The 18595-nt window shown below is 60.6% G+C and carries 18 protein-coding genes and 1 other annotated feature; of the genes, 9 read left to right on the top strand and 9 right to left on the bottom strand.

The window, feature by feature from the left end; all coding sequences use genetic code 11:
• Window positions 1–72: 72 nt before the first annotated feature.
• A complete protein-coding gene (locus B5F22_RS08020) occupies window positions 73–771 on the top strand; it encodes a response regulator transcription factor (RefSeq protein ID WP_087392154.1) in 699 nt (232 codons plus the stop codon).
• Complete coding sequence (locus B5F22_RS08015) at window positions 768–3026, top strand: HAMP domain-containing sensor histidine kinase (RefSeq protein ID WP_087392153.1); 2259 nt, start codon at window positions 768–770, stop codon at window positions 3024–3026. Before B5F22_RS08020 ends, B5F22_RS08015 begins: the two co-directional genes overlap by 4 nt.
• A 227-nt stretch (window positions 3027–3253) precedes the next feature.
• Here B5F22_RS08015 and B5F22_RS08010 read toward each other — a convergent pair whose 3' ends face one another.
• Window positions 3254–4306 carry a DUF3048 domain-containing protein gene (locus B5F22_RS08010; RefSeq protein ID WP_087392152.1) on the bottom strand — a complete coding sequence of 351 codons (1053 nt, stop codon included), beginning with the start codon at window positions 4304–4306 and terminating at the stop codon, window positions 3254–3256.
• Window positions 4307–4443: 137 nt separating this feature from the next.
• On the opposite strand from B5F22_RS08010, the gene B5F22_RS08005 reads away from it, so the two are divergent.
• From B5F22_RS08005 to B5F22_RS07980, 6 genes are all read left to right on the top strand, one after another.
• Window positions 4444–5292, top strand: a complete 849-nt coding sequence (locus B5F22_RS08005) for a pyridoxamine kinase (protein WP_087392151.1) — start codon at window positions 4444–4446, stop codon at window positions 5290–5292.
• Window positions 5293–5358: 66 nt separating this feature from the next.
• Window positions 5359–6159: a homocysteine S-methyltransferase family protein gene (locus tag B5F22_RS08000; protein WP_143482209.1), complete on the top strand. Its 801-nt coding sequence runs from the start codon at window positions 5359–5361 to the stop codon at window positions 6157–6159.
• Window positions 6160–6360: 201 nt separating this feature from the next.
• The gene (locus B5F22_RS07995) at window positions 6361–6603 is read left to right on the top strand and encodes a TIGR03905 family TSCPD domain-containing protein (protein ID WP_087234056.1); all 243 of its coding nucleotides are present in this window, start codon (window positions 6361–6363) and stop codon (window positions 6601–6603) included.
• Between the two features lie 125 nt (window positions 6604–6728).
• The gene (locus B5F22_RS07990; protein ID WP_087392149.1) at window positions 6729–7076 is read left to right on the top strand and encodes a DUF4234 domain-containing protein; all 348 of its coding nucleotides are present in this window, start codon (window positions 6729–6731) and stop codon (window positions 7074–7076) included.
• Between the two features lie 2 nt (window positions 7077–7078).
• Window positions 7079–7456: a DUF2752 domain-containing protein gene (locus B5F22_RS07985; RefSeq protein ID WP_087392148.1), complete on the top strand. Its 378-nt coding sequence runs from the start codon at window positions 7079–7081 to the stop codon at window positions 7454–7456.
• Window positions 7457–7634: 178 nt separating this feature from the next.
• Window positions 7635–8813 (top strand): ATP-binding protein, encoded by a 1179-nt coding sequence (locus B5F22_RS07980; protein ID WP_158096654.1) that lies wholly within the window; start codon window positions 7635–7637, stop codon window positions 8811–8813.
• Between the two features lie 69 nt (window positions 8814–8882).
• Here B5F22_RS07980 and ilvD read toward each other — a convergent pair whose 3' ends face one another.
• The 6 genes from ilvD to B5F22_RS07950 form a co-directional block, all read right to left on the bottom strand.
• Window positions 8883–10544: a dihydroxy-acid dehydratase gene (ilvD, locus tag B5F22_RS07975; protein ID WP_087392146.1), complete on the bottom strand. Its 1662-nt coding sequence runs from the start codon at window positions 10542–10544 to the stop codon at window positions 8883–8885.
• A 732-nt stretch (window positions 10545–11276) separates the two neighbouring features.
• A complete protein-coding gene (gene ilvC, locus B5F22_RS07970) occupies window positions 11277–12296 on the bottom strand; it encodes a ketol-acid reductoisomerase (protein WP_087234044.1) in 1020 nt (339 codons plus the stop codon).
• A 35-nt stretch (window positions 12297–12331) separates the two neighbouring features.
• Window positions 12332–12892, bottom strand: coding sequence for an acetolactate synthase small subunit (gene ilvN / locus B5F22_RS07965; RefSeq protein ID WP_087234042.1), 561 nt, complete (start codon window positions 12890–12892; stop codon window positions 12332–12334).
• A gap of 13 nt (window positions 12893–12905) precedes the next feature.
• Entirely contained in the window at window positions 12906–14615 is a 1710-nt protein-coding gene (gene ilvB / locus B5F22_RS07960; protein WP_087392145.1) for a biosynthetic-type acetolactate synthase large subunit, read from the bottom strand.
• A 44-nt stretch (window positions 14616–14659) separates the two neighbouring features.
• Window positions 14660–14883, bottom strand: a binding site (T-box leader).
• A gap of 361 nt (window positions 14884–15244) precedes the next feature.
• Window positions 15245–15421 carry a DUF1540 domain-containing protein gene (locus B5F22_RS07955; RefSeq protein WP_087234038.1) on the bottom strand — a complete coding sequence of 59 codons (177 nt, stop codon included), beginning with the start codon at window positions 15419–15421 and terminating at the stop codon, window positions 15245–15247.
• Window positions 15422–15477: 56 nt separating this feature from the next.
• Window positions 15478–16305, bottom strand: a complete 828-nt coding sequence (locus B5F22_RS07950) for a hypothetical protein (protein WP_087392144.1) — start codon at window positions 16303–16305, stop codon at window positions 15478–15480.
• 62 nt (window positions 16306–16367) lie between these two features.
• On the opposite strand from B5F22_RS07950, the gene B5F22_RS07945 reads away from it, so the two are divergent.
• Entirely contained in the window at window positions 16368–16580 is a 213-nt protein-coding gene (locus B5F22_RS07945) for a hypothetical protein (protein WP_087234034.1), read from the top strand.
• 4 nt (window positions 16581–16584) lie between these two features.
• Here B5F22_RS07945 and sdaAA read toward each other — a convergent pair whose 3' ends face one another.
• Window positions 16585–17448 (bottom strand): L-serine ammonia-lyase, iron-sulfur-dependent, subunit alpha, encoded by an 864-nt coding sequence (gene sdaAA / locus B5F22_RS07940; RefSeq protein ID WP_087234032.1) that lies wholly within the window; start codon window positions 17446–17448, stop codon window positions 16585–16587.
• 1 nt (window position 17449) lies between these two features.
• Window positions 17450–18115: an L-serine ammonia-lyase, iron-sulfur-dependent subunit beta gene (gene sdaAB, locus B5F22_RS07935; RefSeq protein ID WP_087392143.1), complete on the bottom strand. Its 666-nt coding sequence runs from the start codon at window positions 18113–18115 to the stop codon at window positions 17450–17452.
• Window positions 18116–18595 lie beyond the last annotated feature (480 nt).

Below are 18595 nucleotides of genomic sequence, written 5' to 3'. Positions count from 1 at the left end.
TGAGTGGTTGCAACTTAAGGGGAAGATTGGTAGTATAGAAGCAGATCAGAAACAGCGGGAGGGCATGGAAGGATGTACAAGATTCTAATCTGTGATGATGACCATGACATTGTATCTGCGTTAAAAATTTACCTCACCAGTGAGGGATATCAGACCGTAGAGGCATACAACGGACAGGAGGCCCTGGAGGCCGTGGAAGCTGGCGGCATTGACCTGGTGCTCATGGACGTGATGATGCCAAAAATGGATGGCATTCGCGCCACTGCCCGGATGCGGGAGGATGGGAATATCCCCATCATTCTCCTCACCGCCAAGGGCGAGGACAGCGACAAGGTGCTGGGGCTGAACATCGGGGCGGATGACTACATCACCAAACCCTTCAACCCCATCGAGGTGCTGGCCCGGGTCAAGAGCCAGCTGCGCCGCTACACCACCCTGGGTGGCAAGCAGAGCGGCGACGAGCAGGGCGTGCTGCGCAACGGGGCCCTGGTGCTGGACGACGCGGCCAAGATGGTGCGGGTGGACGGCGAGGTCATCAACCTCACCCCCATTGAGTACAACATTCTCCATCTGCTGATGAAGAACCCCGGGCGGGTGTACTCCACTGCCCAGATCTATCAGCTGGTGTGGAACGACCCGGTTTTGGGGTCGGAGAACACCGTGGCGGTGCACATTCGCCACCTGCGGGAAAAAATCGAAATCGACCCGGCCAACCCCCACTATCTGAAAGTGGTGTGGGGCCTGGGTTATAAAATGGAGAAGATGGTATGAGAGCACGGGAAAACCCGGTGCTGAAAGCAGGGGCGTTCCTGCTGGCGGTGGTGACCTTTGCCATTGCGGCCGTGATGGGCTGCTACCAGATGGTAAATCTCAATGTGATCTGGGGCCAGACCTCGGCAGCGGGTGGCTACACCATTCGCTACCTGGAAAACCAGGACCTGCAACAGATCAGCTACCTGCTGGACCTCATCTACACCGAGCAGGAGCTGGGGTCTCTGAGCAGCTATGAGCAGCAGATGAAGTCGGATTTGGAGCAGCAGTACCAGTGGAACAACACCAACCTGCGCTGGCAGCTGCTGGACCCGGAGGGCGGTGTCCTCCAGGGGAATACCACCCAGGCCCGTCCCTCCCAGCCGGAGGGCATCTACTGGGGGGAGTACTACGTCTCCAACCTGGAGATGGACGTGCGCAGTGACGTGGGCACCAAGTGGGCGGATGTGGTGGATACCATCCGCAACCCGCCTGCCAGTCCTCGGCGCGTGGAGAGCGATACCTGGGCCTATGAGCTGAGTGCGGCGGTGCAGCAGTACCGGGAGGACCCCAGCAGCGTGGATTTGACAGCGGTGTACTTAGACGGGGAAGGTAAGGGCGACATGCTGCGCATCACCACCCAGTTCGGGGTGTTTGCCTATGCCCCATCGGTGCAAAACGTCATCAGGTCCAACGTCTTCGGCTATCATTACGACCTGGATGCCGAGGGCTGGACCACCAATGCAGAGGAGGGCTGGACCGAGGGTGCCGTGGCTTTGGACCTGGTACTGTGGGTGAACACCTCCCTGGCCGTGGAGGGGGACTCCTACGCCAAGGCCTATCTGGGCCTGGACTGGTGGAAAAACCACAACGTGGCCATGCTGGTGCTGAACCTGGTGTGTGTGGCGGTGGGCATTGCCATGCTGGTGTTCCTGTGCGTGGGCGCCGGATGCCGCAAGGGTACCGAGGGCGTCTATTTGAATTGGTTCCATCGGTTGCCCGGGGAGTTGATTCTGGTGGCTCTGTTTCTCCTGGCCAGTTACCCGGTGAGCGGGCTGGTGGAAGAAGCCATTATGGATATCACATATACGATAATGCCCATGAAGCTCCAGCTACTGCTGGTGGGAGGAGGAATGGCGGCCATGACCGCGATGACTGCGGGGCTGCTGACCACCGTAAGCGCCCGCCTTAAGAGCCATACCCTGGTCCGCAGCACCCTGCTGTGGTGGGCCTGGGGACGGATAAAAAAGATTCTGGGGATGGTCCGCCGTACCATTCCCCTGGTTTGGCGTGTGGGAATGGGAGGTTGTCTCTATATGCTGGTGTCTCTGGTGTTGCTGATGAGCAATGCCGTGTTTCTCTGGGTGGTCATCAGCGTGGTGCTGGTGGTGTACCTGTGCAGCTGGGCCCACTGCTGGAAGCAGATTCGCCGCTGTACCGGGGAACTGCTCAAGGGCAATCTGAACGTGCAGATCTCCTGCCACCACATGCCCCACGACCTGCGGGAGCACGCCCAGCAGCTGAACAACCTGGGCCAGTCCATCTCCCAGGCGGTGGCGGAGCGGATGCGCAGCGAGCACTTCAAAGCCGAGCTCATCACCAACGTCTCCCACGACTTGAAAACCCCCCTCACCTCCATCATCAACTATGTGGACCTTCTGAAAAAGGAGCCCATGGCCAACGAGCGGGTGGAGGAGTATATCAACGTGCTGGAGCGCAAGAGTAACCGCCTGAAAAAGCTTACCGAGGACCTGGTGGAGGCCTCCAAGGCGTCCACCGGCGTGTTGTCGGTGGAGTTGGCCCGGCTGGACCTGGGAGAAATCGCAGATCAGGCCCTGGGCGAGTACGAGGAACGGCTCCAGGCCGCAGGGCTGGCGGTGGTTCGCACCCTGCCCGACCACCCGGTGTGGGTGATGGCGGACGGCCGGAGACTGTGGCGGGTGCTGGACAACCTGCTGGGCAACTGCGCCAAGTACGCCCTGGAGGGCTCCCGGGTGTATGTGGAGCTGCACTACGACGACAAGAGCGCCACCCTGTCCATGAAGAACATCTCCCGGGAGGCCCTGAACGTGCCGGTGGAGCGGCTCATGGAGCGGTTTGTCCGGGGCGACGAGTCCCGGTCCACCGATGGCAGCGGCTTAGGCCTGTCCATTGCCCAGTCCATGACCGAGCTGCAAAAGGGTACCTTCCAGATTGAGATCGACGGAGACCTGTTCAAGGCCATGGTCACGCTGCCTCTGGCCCCCAGCGAAGAGCTGGCGGAAATGAAAGGCTAAAAAAATGAAGAATGATAAATGAATAATGGAAAATGCAGGCCCTAGACATTGCCGTATTTCTTGGGTTGCTGGGCGTAGGGGAGGGGCTTGCTCCTCCCGAATCTCCCAGGACAAGGCCAGGGCACCAATGGGCCGGGTAAGCCACGGCCCCTACCGGGGAACGCCAAAGAAGTACATATAAAGCAGAAAAACGGAGAAAGCCACGGCTTTCTCCGTTTTTTGCTAGATTATTCAGCTACCACGTCCCGGGATGTGGGGACAATGCACACAAAGCTCTTGCCCACCCCCAGCGTCAGGGGCTTGCCGTCCTGGGTGTAGTAGCGCAGTTGGTTGTAGTGGTCTCCCTTCTCCCAGTTGATGGGAATCATCTTGCCGCCGCAGGCGAAATAGCCCGTGCCGGAGGTGAGGGAGACGTCGCTGTAGTAGCCGTCATCCATGGTGGAGTAGTCGGTCTGGAGCACCAGCACGTTGGTGGTGGAGATTTGGGAGCCGTCGTTGCCGTCAATGAAGGGACTGTCGTACTGCTCCACCAGGTAGACTTGTTTGTCCTGGTTGTACTGGAAGACGGTGTTTTTGTAGTTGGAGTAGGTGACGGTGATGGTGTTGGCCGCCTGCCCGTCCTGGGGAGTGCCGTCTTCGGTGAAGCTCATCTCGTACTTGTATCCTTCCGAGTGGGGGCCCAGCAGGCCGTTGGCGGTGAGCTTTTCCACCATGGCTTTCCCGTCGGCCATGAGGGTGTGCTCCCAGGCGTAGGACACTCCCGGTGTACGGTCCGGGTCCCGGAAGAAGATGCCCGAGGCGTTGGTGCCCTTCACGCCGTCCACGTCGTTGACCCCCAGCTGGGCGATGGTGTCGTAGACGTAGTGGCTGCCTCCGGCGTGGACGAACACCCCGTCATGGCCCAGGGCCAGGTCCAAGAAGCAGTCCCGGGCCGAGCGCACCGAGCCGATGGTGGTGAGGTCGGCGGGGTCCTGATACACGGCCAGCATCCGGGTGATGCCGCCCTCGGCAATGGCCTCATAGATGATGTCGGCGGTGGAGTTGCCCTGCTGGGGCATGGCCACCTTGATGTTGTTCATCACCACGGTGACGGGCTTTTGCCCGCTGAGATCGGTATCGGTGGCCTCTCCGGTGAGAGGATTGGTGTACAGGGGCGGGGTAGGGGTGGGCTCCACCGTGGGCGTGGGGTCGGGAGAGGGGGAAGAAGCGGGGGAGCCAGAGCATGCGCACAGGGTGAGGAGCATGGCGCCGGCTGTGAGAAAACAAGCGAGCTGTTTCATGAAAATCCTCCTTAGAATCTGTGGTTTTTGCTTTTTTCCAGTATAGCAAGGGCGGGCGAGTTTGTAAAGAAAGCCCGTTGCCACTCCCCAGTGGGGAGGGTATAATGGTGTGTAAAACGAAGATGAGGTAGATGCAAATGCGAAAGGTAGCGGCCATACACGATCTGTCCTGCTATGGGCGGTGTTCCCTGGCGGTGATTCTCCCGGTGCTGTCGGTGATGGGCATGCAGTGCTGTCCCCTGCCGGGGACGGTGCTCTCCACCCATACCGGCGGCTTTGGTCCCGTCCAGCGCACCGACCTCACCGGGCAGGTGGACGGCACCCTGCGCCACTGGGAGGAGCTGGGCCTGCGCTTTGACGGCATTTACACCGGATACATGGCCAGCGCTGCCCAAATCCACCAGGCCATGGAGGCGGTGGAGCGGCTGTCCGGGGAGAACACCCAGGTGGTGGTGGACCCGGTGCTGGGAGACCACGGCAAGCTGTATACCTCCATCACCACCGAGATGGCCCAGGCCATGGGGGACCTGTGCCAGAAGGCCCAGGTTATCACCCCCAACCTCACCGAGGCGGCCATTCTCCTGGGTCTGGCTCCCGATGCTCTGCTGGACCAGCGGGGGGAAGACCTGGCCGTGGAGCTGTCCGGCCAGGGACAGCGGTCGGTGGTGGTCACTGGAGTGACCCCCGAGCCGGGCTATACCGGAGCGGTGTGGTTTGACCACACCACCGGAGCCAGCGGCACCACTGTGGCGGTGCGGGCGCCTGGGGAGTACCCGGGCACCGGAGACCTGTTTGCCGCTGTGCTCACGGGCAGCCTGGTGATGGGGGAGAGCCTGGAGCGGGGTGTGAGCCGAGCGGCCCACTTCATCACCCGCTGTGCCTCCTACACCGCCGCCCTGGGCACCGACGTGCGGGAGGGTGTCTTGTTCGAGCCTCTGCTCCCCCTTTTGTTGGGGGATGCCCTTGCCATGGACGACAGAATTTGATATACTACCCCCTTAGAAAGACTGCGCAAGCAACACTGAGACCCAACCAAAATGAAGGAGTACGACATGGAACACATGGATGCAGCGGTTCCCATATTTCAGCGGCGTGTCGGCCCTCTGGGGCTGGACGTGCCACCCGCCGGAGAGGCGGAATTTGACCACCTGGTAGAGGAATACCGTGCCCAGCTGGGGGCGGGACAGGGCCCTGTACACATCAACTGCATGATCGGCATGGCCGAGTGCCGGGCCGCCATTCTGGCCGCCCGAGAGCTGGGCTACGGCCCCCTGTGGGTGTCCTGGTCCTGCAACGAGGAGGGCGAGTCCGCCACCCGGGTGCATATGCTGGCCGCCCTGTTTGTGGCAGAGGGCATGGGCGCCGCCGCCTTTGGCCTCAACTGTCCCAAGGAACTGGCCCTGGAGCAGCTGGAAGAGCTGTCCCGCTACGCCAGCGTGCCGCTGTTTTACGTGGTGGATGGGGACGTGGTGACCTACCCCTATGTGGTGCAGAAAAAGGACCCCGACGTCATCCCCTGTGCCACCGGCACCTCCCCCTGCTTTGTCACCCGCACGGTGGACGTGGGAGAGGAGCTGGAGTGCACCCCCAAGCTGCTGGAGGACATCATCGAGGCGGAGGACGACCCGGTGGGCGCGGTGAAGATCTCCATTCTGGAGCAGGACGACGTGGATATCTTCGCCGAGCACCAGTACGCCGTCAACAAGGCCCTGTGCCTGTGGTCGGACGTGCCTCAGTTGCTGGAGCAGGCCCTGCGCTACTACCAGGGCCGGGCCTTTTATGACGGCACCGGCGACTTGGACGCCGAGGAGCTGCGGGAACTGAGCAACCGTTACGGTTTGATTGTGTTGTGACCTGAGGGCGATCTGAAAAGCCGGAATTCTTGACTTTTCCAACCATCAACGCCAGCTACTGCGTTAAAAATCCTGGGAATCCATCCAGGATTCCTGCGTTTTTTGCCTTGTATCTGTCTGTTGCTAGTGGAAAATTCGTCGATTCCTTTGTTTTCAGATACGCCCTAGACAAGCCTATGCACCAGGAAGGAGAATATGACTATGAAAACCATTCACTATATCCCCCGGGGCGTCTGCTCCCGCGAGATGGAAATTGACGTGGACAACGACGTCATCAAGGCCGTGCGCGTGGTGGGCGGCTGCAACGGAAACCTCCAGGGTATTTCCTCCCTGTTGGTGGGCATGACCTGTGAGGAGGCCATCTCCCGCATGGAGGGCATCCACTGTGGCTCCAAGCCTACCTCCTGCCCCGACCAGCTGGCCCAGGCGCTGAAGCAGGGCTAAAGCACGAGAATTTAGTCAAATCCCCTAAAAAAACACCGCCCGTCAGAGCGGCTCTGACGGGCGATTTTTATAGACAAACCACCTGGGCTATGGTATCCTGAGGGCAAGAGAAAGGAGAGATCGACATGAGTCAAAACAGAAGCATTGCCAAGTGTATTGTCCTGTCCATCATCACCTGCGGCATCTACGGGATGTACTGGTTCGTGGTGGCCACCGACGATGTGGGCCGAGTTACCAACCGCCCCGGAACCTCCGGCGGGTTGTCCCTGGTGTTCAGCCTGATCACCTGTGGCATTTACGGCCTGTACTGGGCATGGAGCATGGGCGAAAAGCTGGATGCAGCCCGTGCCGACCACGGCGTGGCCCCTGGTTCCTTCCCCATCATCTTCCTGGTGCTCAATATTTTTGGGTTTACCTTGGTCACCCTGGCTCTCATCCAGAACGAGCTGAACAAGTACACCCCCAACTTCTGACCATGACCCCTGGACAGCGACTGCGCCGCCTGCTCACCGGGCTGTTGCTGGTGGCGGCGGTAGGGATAGGGTATGCCCCGTGGGTCAACTTGACCCACCTGTCCATTCCCTGCCCCTTCCACGCCATCACCGGGCTGCAATGTCCCGGGTGTGGTGTGACCCGCATGTGTCTGGCCCTGTTGCGGTTGGACGTTTCCGGGGCCTGGAAGGCCAATCCGGTCCTGCTCCTTTTGCTGCCCCTTCTGGGAGGGCTGCTGGGCTATCGTGCCGTGGTGTATGTCCGCCGGGGCAGCGTCCCCACCGCCCGCTGGGAGACCCTGGTGTGGAGCGGCATGGCCGTGGTGCTTCTGCTCTGGGGCGTATGGCGAAATATCGTGTAAAAGGCTGCAACAGACACCCGGAAGGTGCCTGTTGCAGCCTTTTTGCGAGGAACGTCCATTGACAGAGACATACCCCAAGGGGTATACTATACTCAGGAAGAACAAGGAAACACAGGGTGAAAAAAACCGTATATTTTGCAATAGATTCGTATCGCTACTGTGGCGAAGGAGGTTTACCATGACGCATTCTAATCCCTATACGCCAGGGGCCGGATTCATGCCCTCGTATTTGGCGGGGCGTGAGGGGCTAATCTCCCATGCGGAGCAGAGCTTGCTGGCGCTTCAAAAAAGATATCCCCAGCAGTCCATGATTTATTATGGATTACGTGGAGTGGGAAAAACCGTTCTCCTCAACACCATCGAGAACAGTGCGGAGGGCTATGGGATTTTATTTGACCACATCGAGGCGGATTCGGATGGGAAATTCACCCAGAATCTGCTGGTCTCTCTACAACGCATTGCCCACGAGGTGAGCTTTCAGACCACGGCAAAGGATTTTGCCCGCAGGTTTCTTGCCCTCCTGAAGGCGTTTCGCATCCAGTATAAGCTGGAGGAGGGGGAAGTTTCCTTTGGGGTGGACCCCGAGGCGGGGTTTGTCAGTGGGGTGTATTCCAACGACCTGACCGATCTGATGACCCAGCTGGGCAAGGCCGCTCAGAGTTCCGGAGACACCATTTGTCTGTTTATTGACGAGATGCAATATCTGAGACGAGAGGAAATTGCGGGTCTCATCGTGGCCCTACACCGCTGCAATCAGCTGCGACTGCCCATTATGGCCTTTTGTGCGGGCCTTCCTAAGATTTTACAGGAGGTGGAGGAGGCGTGCTCCTATGCCGAGCGGCTGTTTCAGTATGAAGTAGTGGGACCGCTGAAACCGGAGGAGGCTGCCGCAGCGATTACGGTGCCTGCGGAGGACTTTGAGGTGGCGTATGACAGCGCCGCTGTGGAGCATATCATAGCCCAGACAGGGGGCTATCCGTATTTCATCCAGCAGATGTGCAGTTCTGTGTGGCAAGTCACTCCGGACAAGCCCACTATTACCTTGGAGGATGTCCAAGAGGCTGAGCCGAAGTTCTGGGAGCTGCTGGACAAGGGATTTTTCGCTGTGCGCTACCAGCGGTGTACCCCACGGGAAAAGGCATTTATCGCTGCTATGGTCAAGTGCGGCAAGCTCCCCTGTACCATTGCCAATGTGGCGAAACTGATGAATAAGTCGGTGTCCTCCATCTCCCCCATCCGGGCACAACTCATCAGCAAGGGCATGATTTATCCCACATCACACGGAGAAATCGACTTTACGGTGCCACAATTTGATGCCTATGTCCGGCGCATCAACCCAAATCTGGAAATGGAATGAAAGAACATGCCCGGCGCTCCCTCAGGATGCGCCGGGCATGTTTGACATTATGGAAGAGAGAAACGCTGCTTACTCCAGCACAGCGCCACGGCTGGCGGAGGTCACCAGCTTGGCATACCGGGCCAGATAGCCGTGGGTCACCTTGGGGGGCGGGCACACCCAGGCGGCCTTTCGAGCGGCCAGGGTCTCCTCGTCCACGTGGAGGGTGATGGCGCAGCCCGTAATATCCACGGTGATGAGGTCGCCGTCCTCCACCAGGGCGATGGGGCCGCCCTGCGCGGCCTCGGGGCACACGTGGCCGATGGCAGCGCCACGGGTGGCGCCGGAGAAGCGGCCATCGGTGATGAGGGCCACCGAGGAGCCCAGGCCCATGCCTACAATGGCAGAGGTGGGGTTGAGCATCTCCCGCATACCGGGGCCACCCTTGGGGCCCTCATAGCGAATGACCACCACGTCGCCGGGGACGATCTTCCCGGCGTAGATGGCCTCAATGGCGTCGTCCTCGCAGTCAAAGACCCGGGCGGGGCCCTGGTGGGTCATCATCTCAGGGGCCACGGCGGAGCGCTTGACCACGCAGCCCTCGGGGGCCAGATTGCCCTTCAGGACGGCGATGCCGCCGTCGGCAGAGTAGGGGTGGTCGATGGGGCGGATGGTCTCCAGGTCCCGGTTCACAACGCCCTCCAGATTTTCACCCATGGTCTTGCCCGTGACGGTCATCACGTCGGTGTTGAGAAGGCCCTTCTTGGTCAGCTCGGCCATGACGGCGTACACGCCGCCTGCCTGCTCCAAGTCCTCCATGTAGCTCTCCCCGGCGGGGGCCAGGTGGCACAGGTTGGGGGTGTTGGCAGAAATCTGGTTGGACATGTCCAAATCCAGCTCAATGCCGCACTCGTGGGCGATGGCGGGCAGGTGGAGCATGGTGTTGGTGGAGCAGCCCAGGGCCATGTCCACCGTCTCGGCGTTGTGGAAGGCTGCGGGGGTCATGATATCCCGGGGCTTGATGTCTCGCTTCACCAGTTCCATCACCTGCATACCGGCGTGCTTGGCCAGACGCAGACGGGCGGACCACACGGCGGGGATGGTGCCGTTGCCTCTGAGGCCCATGCCGATGGCCTCGGTGAGGCAGTTCATGGAGTTGGCGGTGTACATGCCGGAGCAGGAGCCGCAGGTGGGACAGGCGGCGTTCTCGTACTCCTCCACCCCGGCCTCGTCCAGCTTGTCGGCGTAGTAGGCGCCCACGGCTTCAAACATGTGGGACAGGCAGGTGCGGCGACCGTCGGGCAGCTTGCCTGCCAGCATGGGGCCGCCGGAGCAGAAGATGGTGGGGATGTTCACCCGGGCAGCTGCCATCAGCAGGCCGGGGACGTTCTTATCACAGTTGGGGATCATCACCAGGCCGTCGAACTGGTGGGCCATGGCCAGGGCCTCGGTGGAGTCGGCAATGAGGTCCCGGGTGACCAGGGAGTACTTCATGCCCACGTGGCCCATGGCGATGCCGTCGCACACGGCGATGGCAGGCACTTCCACGGGGGTGCCTCCGGCGGCCCGGACACCGGCCTTCACGGCTTCGGCGATCTTGTCCAGGTTCATGTGGCCGGGGACGATCTCGTTATAGGAGCATACCACGCCGATGAGAGGCCGCTCCAGCTCCTCCTTGGTGTAGCCCAAGGCGTAGAGCAGGGAGCGGTTGGGGGCGGCGGGGATGCCTTTTTTCACAACATCAGAGCGCATAGGGAAAACTCCTTTGAGTAGTTTTTGTATGGAAAACTTCCCATAGATAGAGGAAGGGGTGAGCCATCCGGCAGATGGCGGGAGTGCTGTTCTATTTGTCCTTGGGTACAGGCTTGCCAGCCTGGCGGGGACGCTTCCCGCTGGGGGTTCCTTTTGAACGGGCAAAAGGAACCAAAACCCGCTTAGGGCGTTCCCCCCTAAGTACCCCCCTGGGGTACGAGGCTGGAACTGCGTCAAGACTACGTTCGGCCCGTTACCCTTGCTGTGGCACCTTGTACTGCCACCACACCAGGCCACCTTGGGCAGCTGGCCCTATAGCCGGGCGGTTTCTATATCTGGGCCTACCCTGGCCAAGCGGCGTTCCCGCCGCCGTCAGCTAGGCTTCCGGCAACTGGGAACAGTTGCACACCAGGGTAAGGCCCTGGCAACAGAAGGACAACCACACAGAGAAGCAGGTACGTTCGGTAGAATCTCCACGCCATCTATGTGACCCCACCGGGCCAAGGGCCGAACAGAGAAAGACGCACATCCACCCAGTACCGCGGGGTGGATTCCACAAGGCGGGGGAAGGCCCCGCCTTTGGCGATTCTTTCGTCTCTTTCTCATCGCTGAGAAAGAGACCCCAGCGGAGCGTCCCTGCCAGGCTGGCAGGGATATTCCAGGGCAGAGGAACAAAAAGAGAAGTAACAGCGGCCTGGCCCTAGGGGGTCAGGCCGCTTTTGAGGTTTTGAATTAGTTGGAAGCGGTGTCGGGATCGGCGTCGTCGCCCCACAGCATATTCTTACGCAGCTCGGCGCCCACGGTCTCCATGGGGTGGCGGGCCAGCTGGCGGCGGGAGGCGTTGAAGAAGGTGCGGCCATTCTTGTTCTCGGCAATCCAGGCCCCGGCGAACTTGCCGTTCTGGATGTCGGTGAGCACGGCCTTCATGTTGGCCTTGGTCTGCTCGTAGGGCAGGACACGGGGGCCGGAGACGTACTCGCCGTACTCGGCGGTGTCGGAGATGGAGTAGTTCATCATGGCCACGCCGCCCTTGTTAATGAGGTCGATGATCAGCTTCATCTCGTGGATGCACTCGAAGTAGGCGTTCTCAGGGGCGTAACCGGCCTCCACCAGGGTCTCGAAGCCCAGGCGCATCAGCTCCACCACGCCGCCGCACAGCACGGCCTGCTCACCGAACAGGTCGGTCTCGGTCTCGTCGGCGAAGGTGGTCTCCATCACGCCGCCACGGGCGCCGCCGATGCCAGCGGCATAGGCCAGGCCAATCTGATAGGCGTTGCCGGTGGCATCCTGCTCCACGGCGATGAGGCAGGGCACGCCCTTGCCCGCCACGAACTGGGAGCGGACGGTGTGGCCGGGGCCCTTGGGGGCGATCATGAACACGTCCACATCGGCGGGGGGCTTGATCTGGCCGTAGTGGATGTTGAAGCCGTGGGCGAAGGCCAGAGCCTTGCCAGCGGTGAGGTAGGGGGCGATGTCCTTCTTATACATATCGGCCTGACGCTCGTCGTTGATGAGGATCATGATGATATCGGCAATCTTGGTGGCCTCGGCGGTCTCCATGACGGTGAAGCCGTCCTTCTCTGCCACGGGCCAGCTCTTGCCGCCCTTGTACAGGCCGATGATCACGTCACAGCCGGAATCACGCAGATTCATGGCGTGGGCGTGGCCCTGGGAGCCGTAACCCACGATGGCAATCTTCTTGCCAGTGAGGTAGTTGAGGTCGCAATCCTTTTCGTAGTACATCTTAGCCATGATAAAACACTCCTTTGAAGGTTGAATATGTAAAATTAGAGCACATTTTTACCAAGATCAAATTCGTCGGTCTCTTTGTTGTCGTCGTTGTCGTTGATGGTGGCCTCGCCGCGCTCCAAAGCCACCATACCGGTGCGCACCAGCTCGAGGATGCCGAACTCACACAAGAGCTTTTCCAGAGCGTCGTCCTTGGACTCCTGGCCGATGACCGCCAGGGTCAAGCTCTTGGTGGACACGTCGATGATGGTGGCACGGAAGATGTTGGCGATCTGAATCACCTCGTTGCGCACGTCCCGGCCCTCGGCCTTGACCTTGATGAGCACCAGCTCCCTCCGGATGGAGGAGGCGGGGGGGAGCAGCCGCACGGAGTAGACACAGAAGAGCTTGCGCAGCTGGTTGATGATCTGCTCGATCATCAGGTTGTCACAGGTCACCTCAATGGTGATACGGGACACCTCGGGGTCGTCGGTGGTGCCCACGGCCAGAGACTCGATGTTGTACCCCTTGCGGGAGAAGAGCCGGGAGACCTGGGAGAGGACGCCGGGGGTGTTTTCCACCAGTACAGACAGGGTGTGTCGGGTAACGGGATTGTTCATAGTGGCCCTCCTCTCAGTCCAAGATGAAGTCGGTGACGGGGGTACCGGCACTGACCATGGGGTGGACCATGGCATCCATGCGGATGGCACAGTCGATGACGCAGCCGCAGCCGACCTGAAGGGCCTGACGGAAGGCCTCTTCAAATTCTGCCTGGGTCCCGGCCCGGAAGCCCTTGAGGCCGTAGGCCTCGGCCAGCTTGACAAAGTCGGGGCCACGGTCCAGGTCGGTCTGGGAGAATCGCTTGTTGTAAATGAGGTTCTGCCACTGGCGAACCATGCCCAGAGTGCCGTTGTTGAAGATGACGGTGATCACCGGGATGTGGTAGTGCTCCAGGGTGGCCAGCTCGTGGCAGTTCATGCGGAAGCAGCCGTCTCCGGTGCAGTGGACCACGATCTGGTCCGGGTTGCCCACCTTGGCTCCCATGGCGGCCCCCAGGCCGAAGCCCATGGTGCCGAAGCCGCCGCTGGTGAGCAGCTGGCCGGGGCGGGAGAAGTGGTAGTATTGACAGGACCACATCTGGTGTTGGCCCACGTCGGTGGCAATGATGGCCTTGCCGTCAGTGAGGTCCTGGATGGTCTCCAGCACCTCGTGGGCGTGGAGCACATCGTCCTTTTTCAGGGGCAGCTCCTTGCGGGAGAACACCTGGGCCTTCCACTGGGTGTAGTCGTGGGGGGGAAGCTGGGCGTTGAGCAGCTCCAGCACCCTTCTGGCGTCTCCGATGATGTGGTGGTAGGTGAGAACATTTTTGTCGATCTCCGCCCGGTCAATGTCGATATGTACGATTTTGGCCTGTTTGGCGAAGATGGCGGGGTCGGTGGCCACCCGGTCCGAGAAGCGGCAGCCGATGGCGATGAGCAAATCGCACTCGGTGGTGGCGATGTTGGAGGCGTGGGAGCCGTGCATGCCCACCATGCCGGTGAACAGGGGGTGGTCGCCGGGACAGGCGCCGCCGCCCATGATGGTGGAGCCCACCGGGGCGTCCAGGGTCTCAATGAACTTGCGGAACTCAGGCACCGCCCCCCGGGAGCGGATGACGCCGCCTCCCACCAGCACCATGGGGCGTTCTGCCTGGGCAATCAAATCCAGCAGCTTCTGGATGTCCCCGTGGTCCGGCTCCGGGGTGCCCAGGTCTCGGCCGGTGCGCCGCATCAGGTTGGCCAGACGGCCGTGGTTGGGGTGCTGGGACACGGGCAGGTATTGGTAGTCCGCCGTGGCGGCGGTGACGTTCTTGGCGATGTCCACCAGCACCGGGCCGGGACGGCCGGAACGGGCGATGGCAAAGGCCTCCCGGATGACGTCGGCCAGCTGACCCACGTCCTTGACCAGGTAGTTGCACTTGGTGATGGGCATGGTGATACCGGTGATGTCCACCTCCTGGAAGGAGTCCTTGCCGATGAGGTTCTCACTGACGTTGCAGGTGATGAACACCACCGGGGAGGAGTCGTAGTAGGCGGTGGCGATGCCAGTGACCAGGTTGGTGGCGCCGGGGCCGGAGGTGGCAAAGCATACACCCACCTTTCCGGTGGACCGGGCGTAGCCGTCGGCGGCGTGGCTGGCTCCCTGCTCATGGGAGGTGAGGTAGTGGTGAATTTTGTCCTTGTAGCCGTGGAGCTCAAACTCATCGTAAATGTTGAGAATGGTACCTCCCGGATAGCCGAACACCGTGTCCACGCCCTGCTCCAGCAGACACTCCATCACAATTTGAGAACCCCTCATTAACATGCTAAACCCTCCTTTGGATAGAAAAAGAACGCAACTTCATCCTCCATTAGGACGAAGCTGCGCTCCGCGGTACCACCTAAATTCCCCCACTCAGGGGGCACTTGATCCCGATAACGGCGGGGGCCGATCCTGCCTACTTTCTCTCAGAGAGTTCAGCCGGACTGCTTCCAGGGGAGATTCACCACACCCACAGCAGGAAGGACTTGCACCAAACGCCTTCTCTCTGGGCTGCCGACAAGGGGGTTACTGGCCTGATCGTCGCAGTTGACAACTATTTGCTTTAGACTATTAAAGCCATGATAGACCCTTTCCCTCCGTTTGTCAATGACTAAAATGCGGGAGCACAAAAATTTTACACTCTACCGAAATAGTGTGATGGTGTAAATGAAATTTTGGCGATATGTAAAAAAGCCCTGGATGTGTGTTCACATCCAGGACTTAGCTTCGCAGAGTTTCCCCGCCCGCAGGCGGGGAAAGCAATTGAAATTCATGTTCTCCCAGGACATGTGCCTGGGAGAACATACTTCTCACCCTGCAAGTGTGAATTTGGCTGCGCCCTTTGCAGCCTAACTTTGCGCGCAGCAGGGTGCAAAACCGGTGGGGAAAGGCTATGCCTTTTCCCGCCAGTTTTAGTGGCAGCTGTTGGTGGTCCCCAGCTGGAAGGATGCACACTCGGTGTCCTGGCAGCAGCCCACCTTGTTCTGACAGCAGCCCACCTGAATCTCGTTGAGGGTGCAGGACTGGTTCTTGTGGTGAGCGCAGCTGGAGACGGTGCATTTGATGCTGGGATTGGGTTGTTCGTACATGACATTGACCTCCTGGTTTTAGATTCCAAGAGCAGTATGCACCAAATGCAGGGGGATTATTCCTCCTGGGAGGAGGTTTCTTCGGGGAGAACCTGGGGGATGAACCGAGGGGCGAAGCGGCTGCGACCACGGCCCTTGACATAGAAAAAGCCGATGATGGAGAAGATGACAGCGCCAATGAAATTGACGAACAGGTCTGCCATGGTGTCAATGAGGCCGATATCCAGGTATCCGCCCAACCCCAAGGCGCGCTGGGTGCCGTCCTCCATCACCAGAATTACGTCCTGGATGCCGTCCACCATGATGGCCGTGGTGCCGTGATTGGGGTCCAGATTCACGGTGGAAAAGGCGTTCAAGATGGTGTCTTTCTGCATGTCAAAGTGGAGAAAGTGGTCCATGGCGAACTCGAAGAACTCCCACATCACCCCCACGGTCATGGAGAAGCAGAAGGCCACCACCGCCATGTAGAAGGGGCTCAAGTTCAGAGAGACCCGTTCGGTGCGGTTGAGAATGTCCACCAGGGCAAAGCCGATGGCGGCGCACAAAAAGCCGTTGGTGGTGTGGAGCATGGTGTCCCAGTAGGGGAAGGTGATGTAGTAGTCCTGAATTTCGCCCAGAATCTCCGCAGCGAAGATAAACAGCAGAATGATGATCTCCAGAGTGTCCGGCAGTTCAATGCGCAGCCGCCGCTCGAAGGCGGAGGGGAGCATGAACAGCACCAGGGTGAGGACACACAGGGCCACATTTTCATAATTTTGATTGAATACGGCGGCCACCAGCATGAGGACCACCAGCACACGCAGCACAAAGTACACCGTGTACAGCAGTCCCTTTCGCTCAAAGGGGTGGGGCTTGGGGCCGGGGGAACGATGGCGTTTCCACATGACAATTCCTCCTGTCAAAGGTGGGGGGTGTGGCGCATAGGATGGGGGTGAGGTGATGAAACATGGACTTGCGCAACAATCAGATTACATTGGGAGAGCTGTGGGATAATCCCCGCAGCCGCAGCGTGTTCCAGCGGAAAATTCCCATGCTGTCCAAACACCCGGTGAAGGGGGCGGCCCGCACCGTGACTTTGGAGCAGCTGGCCGCCTTTCTCTCCAGCTGGGTGCCGGAGAGTATGATTCAGGGGGTCATTGGGGACCTGAAGAAGCTGTAATCACTCAGGGGGCGGGGGTAATCTGCTGCTGGGCAATGGCCCGTCCGGCGGGGGTGGCGGCCAAGCCGCCCTTGCCGGTCTCCCGCAGGGCGGAGGGGAGAGTGCGGCCCACAGCGTCCATGGCGTCAATGACTTGGTCGCAGGGAATGGCGCCCACAATGCCCGCCAGAGCCATGTCGGCGCAGGCCATGGCGTTGACAGCGCCCATGACGTTGCGCTTCACACAGGGCACTTCCACCAGGCCCGCCACCGGGTCGCACACCAGGCCCAGCACGTTTTGCAGGGCCATGGCGCAGGCGGCGGCCATCTGCTGGGCGCAGCCGCCCCGGGCGTGGACCAGAGCGGCGGCGGCCATGCCGGAGGCGGAGCCAATCTCCGCCTGACAGCCTCCCTCGGCCCCGGAGATAGAGGCCCGGGTGGCGATGACCTGGCCGAATCCGGCGGCCACATACAGGCACTCCACCATGGTGTGGGTGGACAGGCCTTCCCGCTTCCACAGGGGAAGGAGGACGGCGGGCATGACCCCGCTGGCCCCGGCGGTGGGGGCGGCCACAATGCGGCCCATACAGGCGTTGTGCTCGCCCACTTTCAAGGCGGTGGCGATGACCTGCTGCATGTCCGGCCCACACAGGGTGTTCTGGGCCTGGGCCATCTTCTCGCCCTGGCCACCGGACAAGCCGGAGGCAGAACGGCGCTGGGGGTCGTAGTTCTCCACGGACTCCACCATGGCCTGCCACAGGGCCTCCATGCGGGCGAAGCTCTCTTCCTGGGTGACGTCCCGGTCCTGGCAGTCGTCCAGCAGCACCGCCTGCCACAGGGGCTGGTGCTGGGCGCAGTCTATGAGATGTTCGACGGATTGAAAAGCCATATCAGCAGCCCTCCATGTTGAGATAGGTACACCGCTCCACCCCGCCCAGATGGGACAGCTCCTGGACCAGAGCGGGGGAGAGGTGGTTGTCGCACTCCAGCACCATCACCGCCAGACCGCCACGGCGGTCCCGGTAGAGCTGCATGGTGGCGATGTTGGCCATGTGGTCCGAGAGCATTTGGCTGACCTGGGAGACAATGCCCGGCCGGTCCTGGTTGCGAATGATGAGGGTGGGCAGTTCCCCGGAGAAGGAGGCCTCCATGCCGTCAATGGCGTTGACCCGGATGCGGCCACCGCCCAGCGAGGAGGCGGAGACGGTGAGGGTGCGGCCCTGCTGGTCGGTGAGGTGGAGCACGGCGGTGTTGGGGTGAGCTCCAGGCAGGTCCACCGGGCGGATGGACACCGCCATGCCCGCCTGACGGGCCAGCTCAAAGCTGTGGGGGATGCCCGGGTGGTCGGGGGCCAGGTCCAAGAGCCCCGCCACAATGGCCCGGTCGGTGCCGTGGCCGGAGCCGGTGGCGGCAAAGGAGCCGTGAAGCTGAATGTCCGCTTTCACCGGCTGGCTGCCCAGCAGGTGGCGGGCCACCCGACCCATGCGGGCGGCGCCTGCCGTGTGGGAGCTGGACGGCCCCACCATGATGGGGCCCATAATATCAAAGATGTTCAAAAAGCATTCCGCCTTTGTAAAAAGAGTGGGGGTGTGGGGCCGTCCAGCCCCGCCGCTGGTGCGGCGTACAAGCGTTTTTGACTTGGACAAGTCAAAAACCTTGGCGCAAAGCGGAATTCACTTCCGCTGCGCAAATAAAATCACGGGGTCCCCGGCGGCCCTGGCCGCTGGGGCTGGGCCCACCATAATGGGGCCCATGATGTCAAAGATGTTCAAGGGAGTAAGCCTCCAATTCAAAAATAGCACGAAGGGGGACGGTGGCACACCGTCCCCTTTTTCAGGCTGTGGAAAAACTTTCGGGGTTCGGAGCCTCGCAGAGTTCCGTCATCCGCAGATGACGGAATAAATTGAAATCCCGTCATTTCCACGGACATGTGCCGGGGAAATGACACTTCTCATGACGGGTGGGGTGACTTTTTCGTCAGAAATCGAGCCCCATCCGTCATGCAGTCTTTTTCGCCAAAGAAGTCCTGGGACTTC

The organism is Pseudoflavonifractor sp. An187, assembly GCF_002160275.1.
Classification (GTDB): Bacteria; Bacillota; Clostridia; order Oscillospirales; family Oscillospiraceae; genus Enterenecus; species Enterenecus faecium.
Note: the sequence above shows the minus strand (reverse complement) of the source record. Positions and strands in the feature narration are given on the sequence as shown.

Excerpts from the sequence above, each read along its gene's own strand:
- B5F22_RS08020 (WP_087392154.1), top strand. The coding sequence starts at position 73 with ATGTACAAGATTCTAATCTGTGATGATGACCATGACATTGTATCTGCG.
- B5F22_RS08015 (WP_087392153.1), top strand. The coding sequence starts at position 768 with ATGAGAGCACGGGAAAACCCGGTGCTGAAAGCAGGGGCGTTCCTGCTG.
- B5F22_RS08010 (WP_087392152.1), bottom strand. The coding sequence starts at position 4,306 with ATGAAACAGCTCGCTTGTTTTCTCACAGCCGGCGCCATGCTCCTCACC.
- B5F22_RS08005 (WP_087392151.1), top strand. The coding sequence starts at position 4,444 with ATGCGAAAGGTAGCGGCCATACACGATCTGTCCTGCTATGGGCGGTGT.
- B5F22_RS08000 (WP_143482209.1), top strand. The coding sequence starts at position 5,359 with ATGGAACACATGGATGCAGCGGTTCCCATATTTCAGCGGCGTGTCGGC.
- B5F22_RS07995 (WP_087234056.1), top strand. The coding sequence starts at position 6,361 with ATGAAAACCATTCACTATATCCCCCGGGGCGTCTGCTCCCGCGAGATG.
- B5F22_RS07990 (WP_087392149.1), top strand. The coding sequence starts at position 6,729 with ATGAGTCAAAACAGAAGCATTGCCAAGTGTATTGTCCTGTCCATCATC.
- B5F22_RS07985 (WP_087392148.1), top strand. The coding sequence starts at position 7,079 with ATGACCCCTGGACAGCGACTGCGCCGCCTGCTCACCGGGCTGTTGCTG.
- B5F22_RS07980 (WP_158096654.1), top strand. The coding sequence starts at position 7,635 with ATGACGCATTCTAATCCCTATACGCCAGGGGCCGGATTCATGCCCTCG.
- ilvD (WP_087392146.1), bottom strand. The coding sequence starts at position 10,544 with ATGCGCTCTGATGTTGTGAAAAAAGGCATCCCCGCCGCCCCCAACCGC.
- ilvC (WP_087234044.1), bottom strand. The coding sequence starts at position 12,296 with ATGGCTAAGATGTACTACGAAAAGGATTGCGACCTCAACTACCTCACT.
- ilvN (WP_087234042.1), bottom strand. The coding sequence starts at position 12,892 with ATGAACAATCCCGTTACCCGACACACCCTGTCTGTACTGGTGGAAAAC.
- ilvB (WP_087392145.1), bottom strand. The coding sequence starts at position 14,615 with ATGTTAATGAGGGGTTCTCAAATTGTGATGGAGTGTCTGCTGGAGCAG.
- B5F22_RS07955 (WP_087234038.1), bottom strand. The coding sequence starts at position 15,421 with ATGTACGAACAACCCAATCCCAGCATCAAATGCACCGTCTCCAGCTGC.
- B5F22_RS07950 (WP_087392144.1), bottom strand. The coding sequence starts at position 16,305 with ATGTGGAAACGCCATCGTTCCCCCGGCCCCAAGCCCCACCCCTTTGAG.
- B5F22_RS07945 (WP_087234034.1), top strand. The coding sequence starts at position 16,368 with ATGGACTTGCGCAACAATCAGATTACATTGGGAGAGCTGTGGGATAAT.
- sdaAA (WP_087234032.1), bottom strand. The coding sequence starts at position 17,448 with ATGGCTTTTCAATCCGTCGAACATCTCATAGACTGCGCCCAGCACCAG.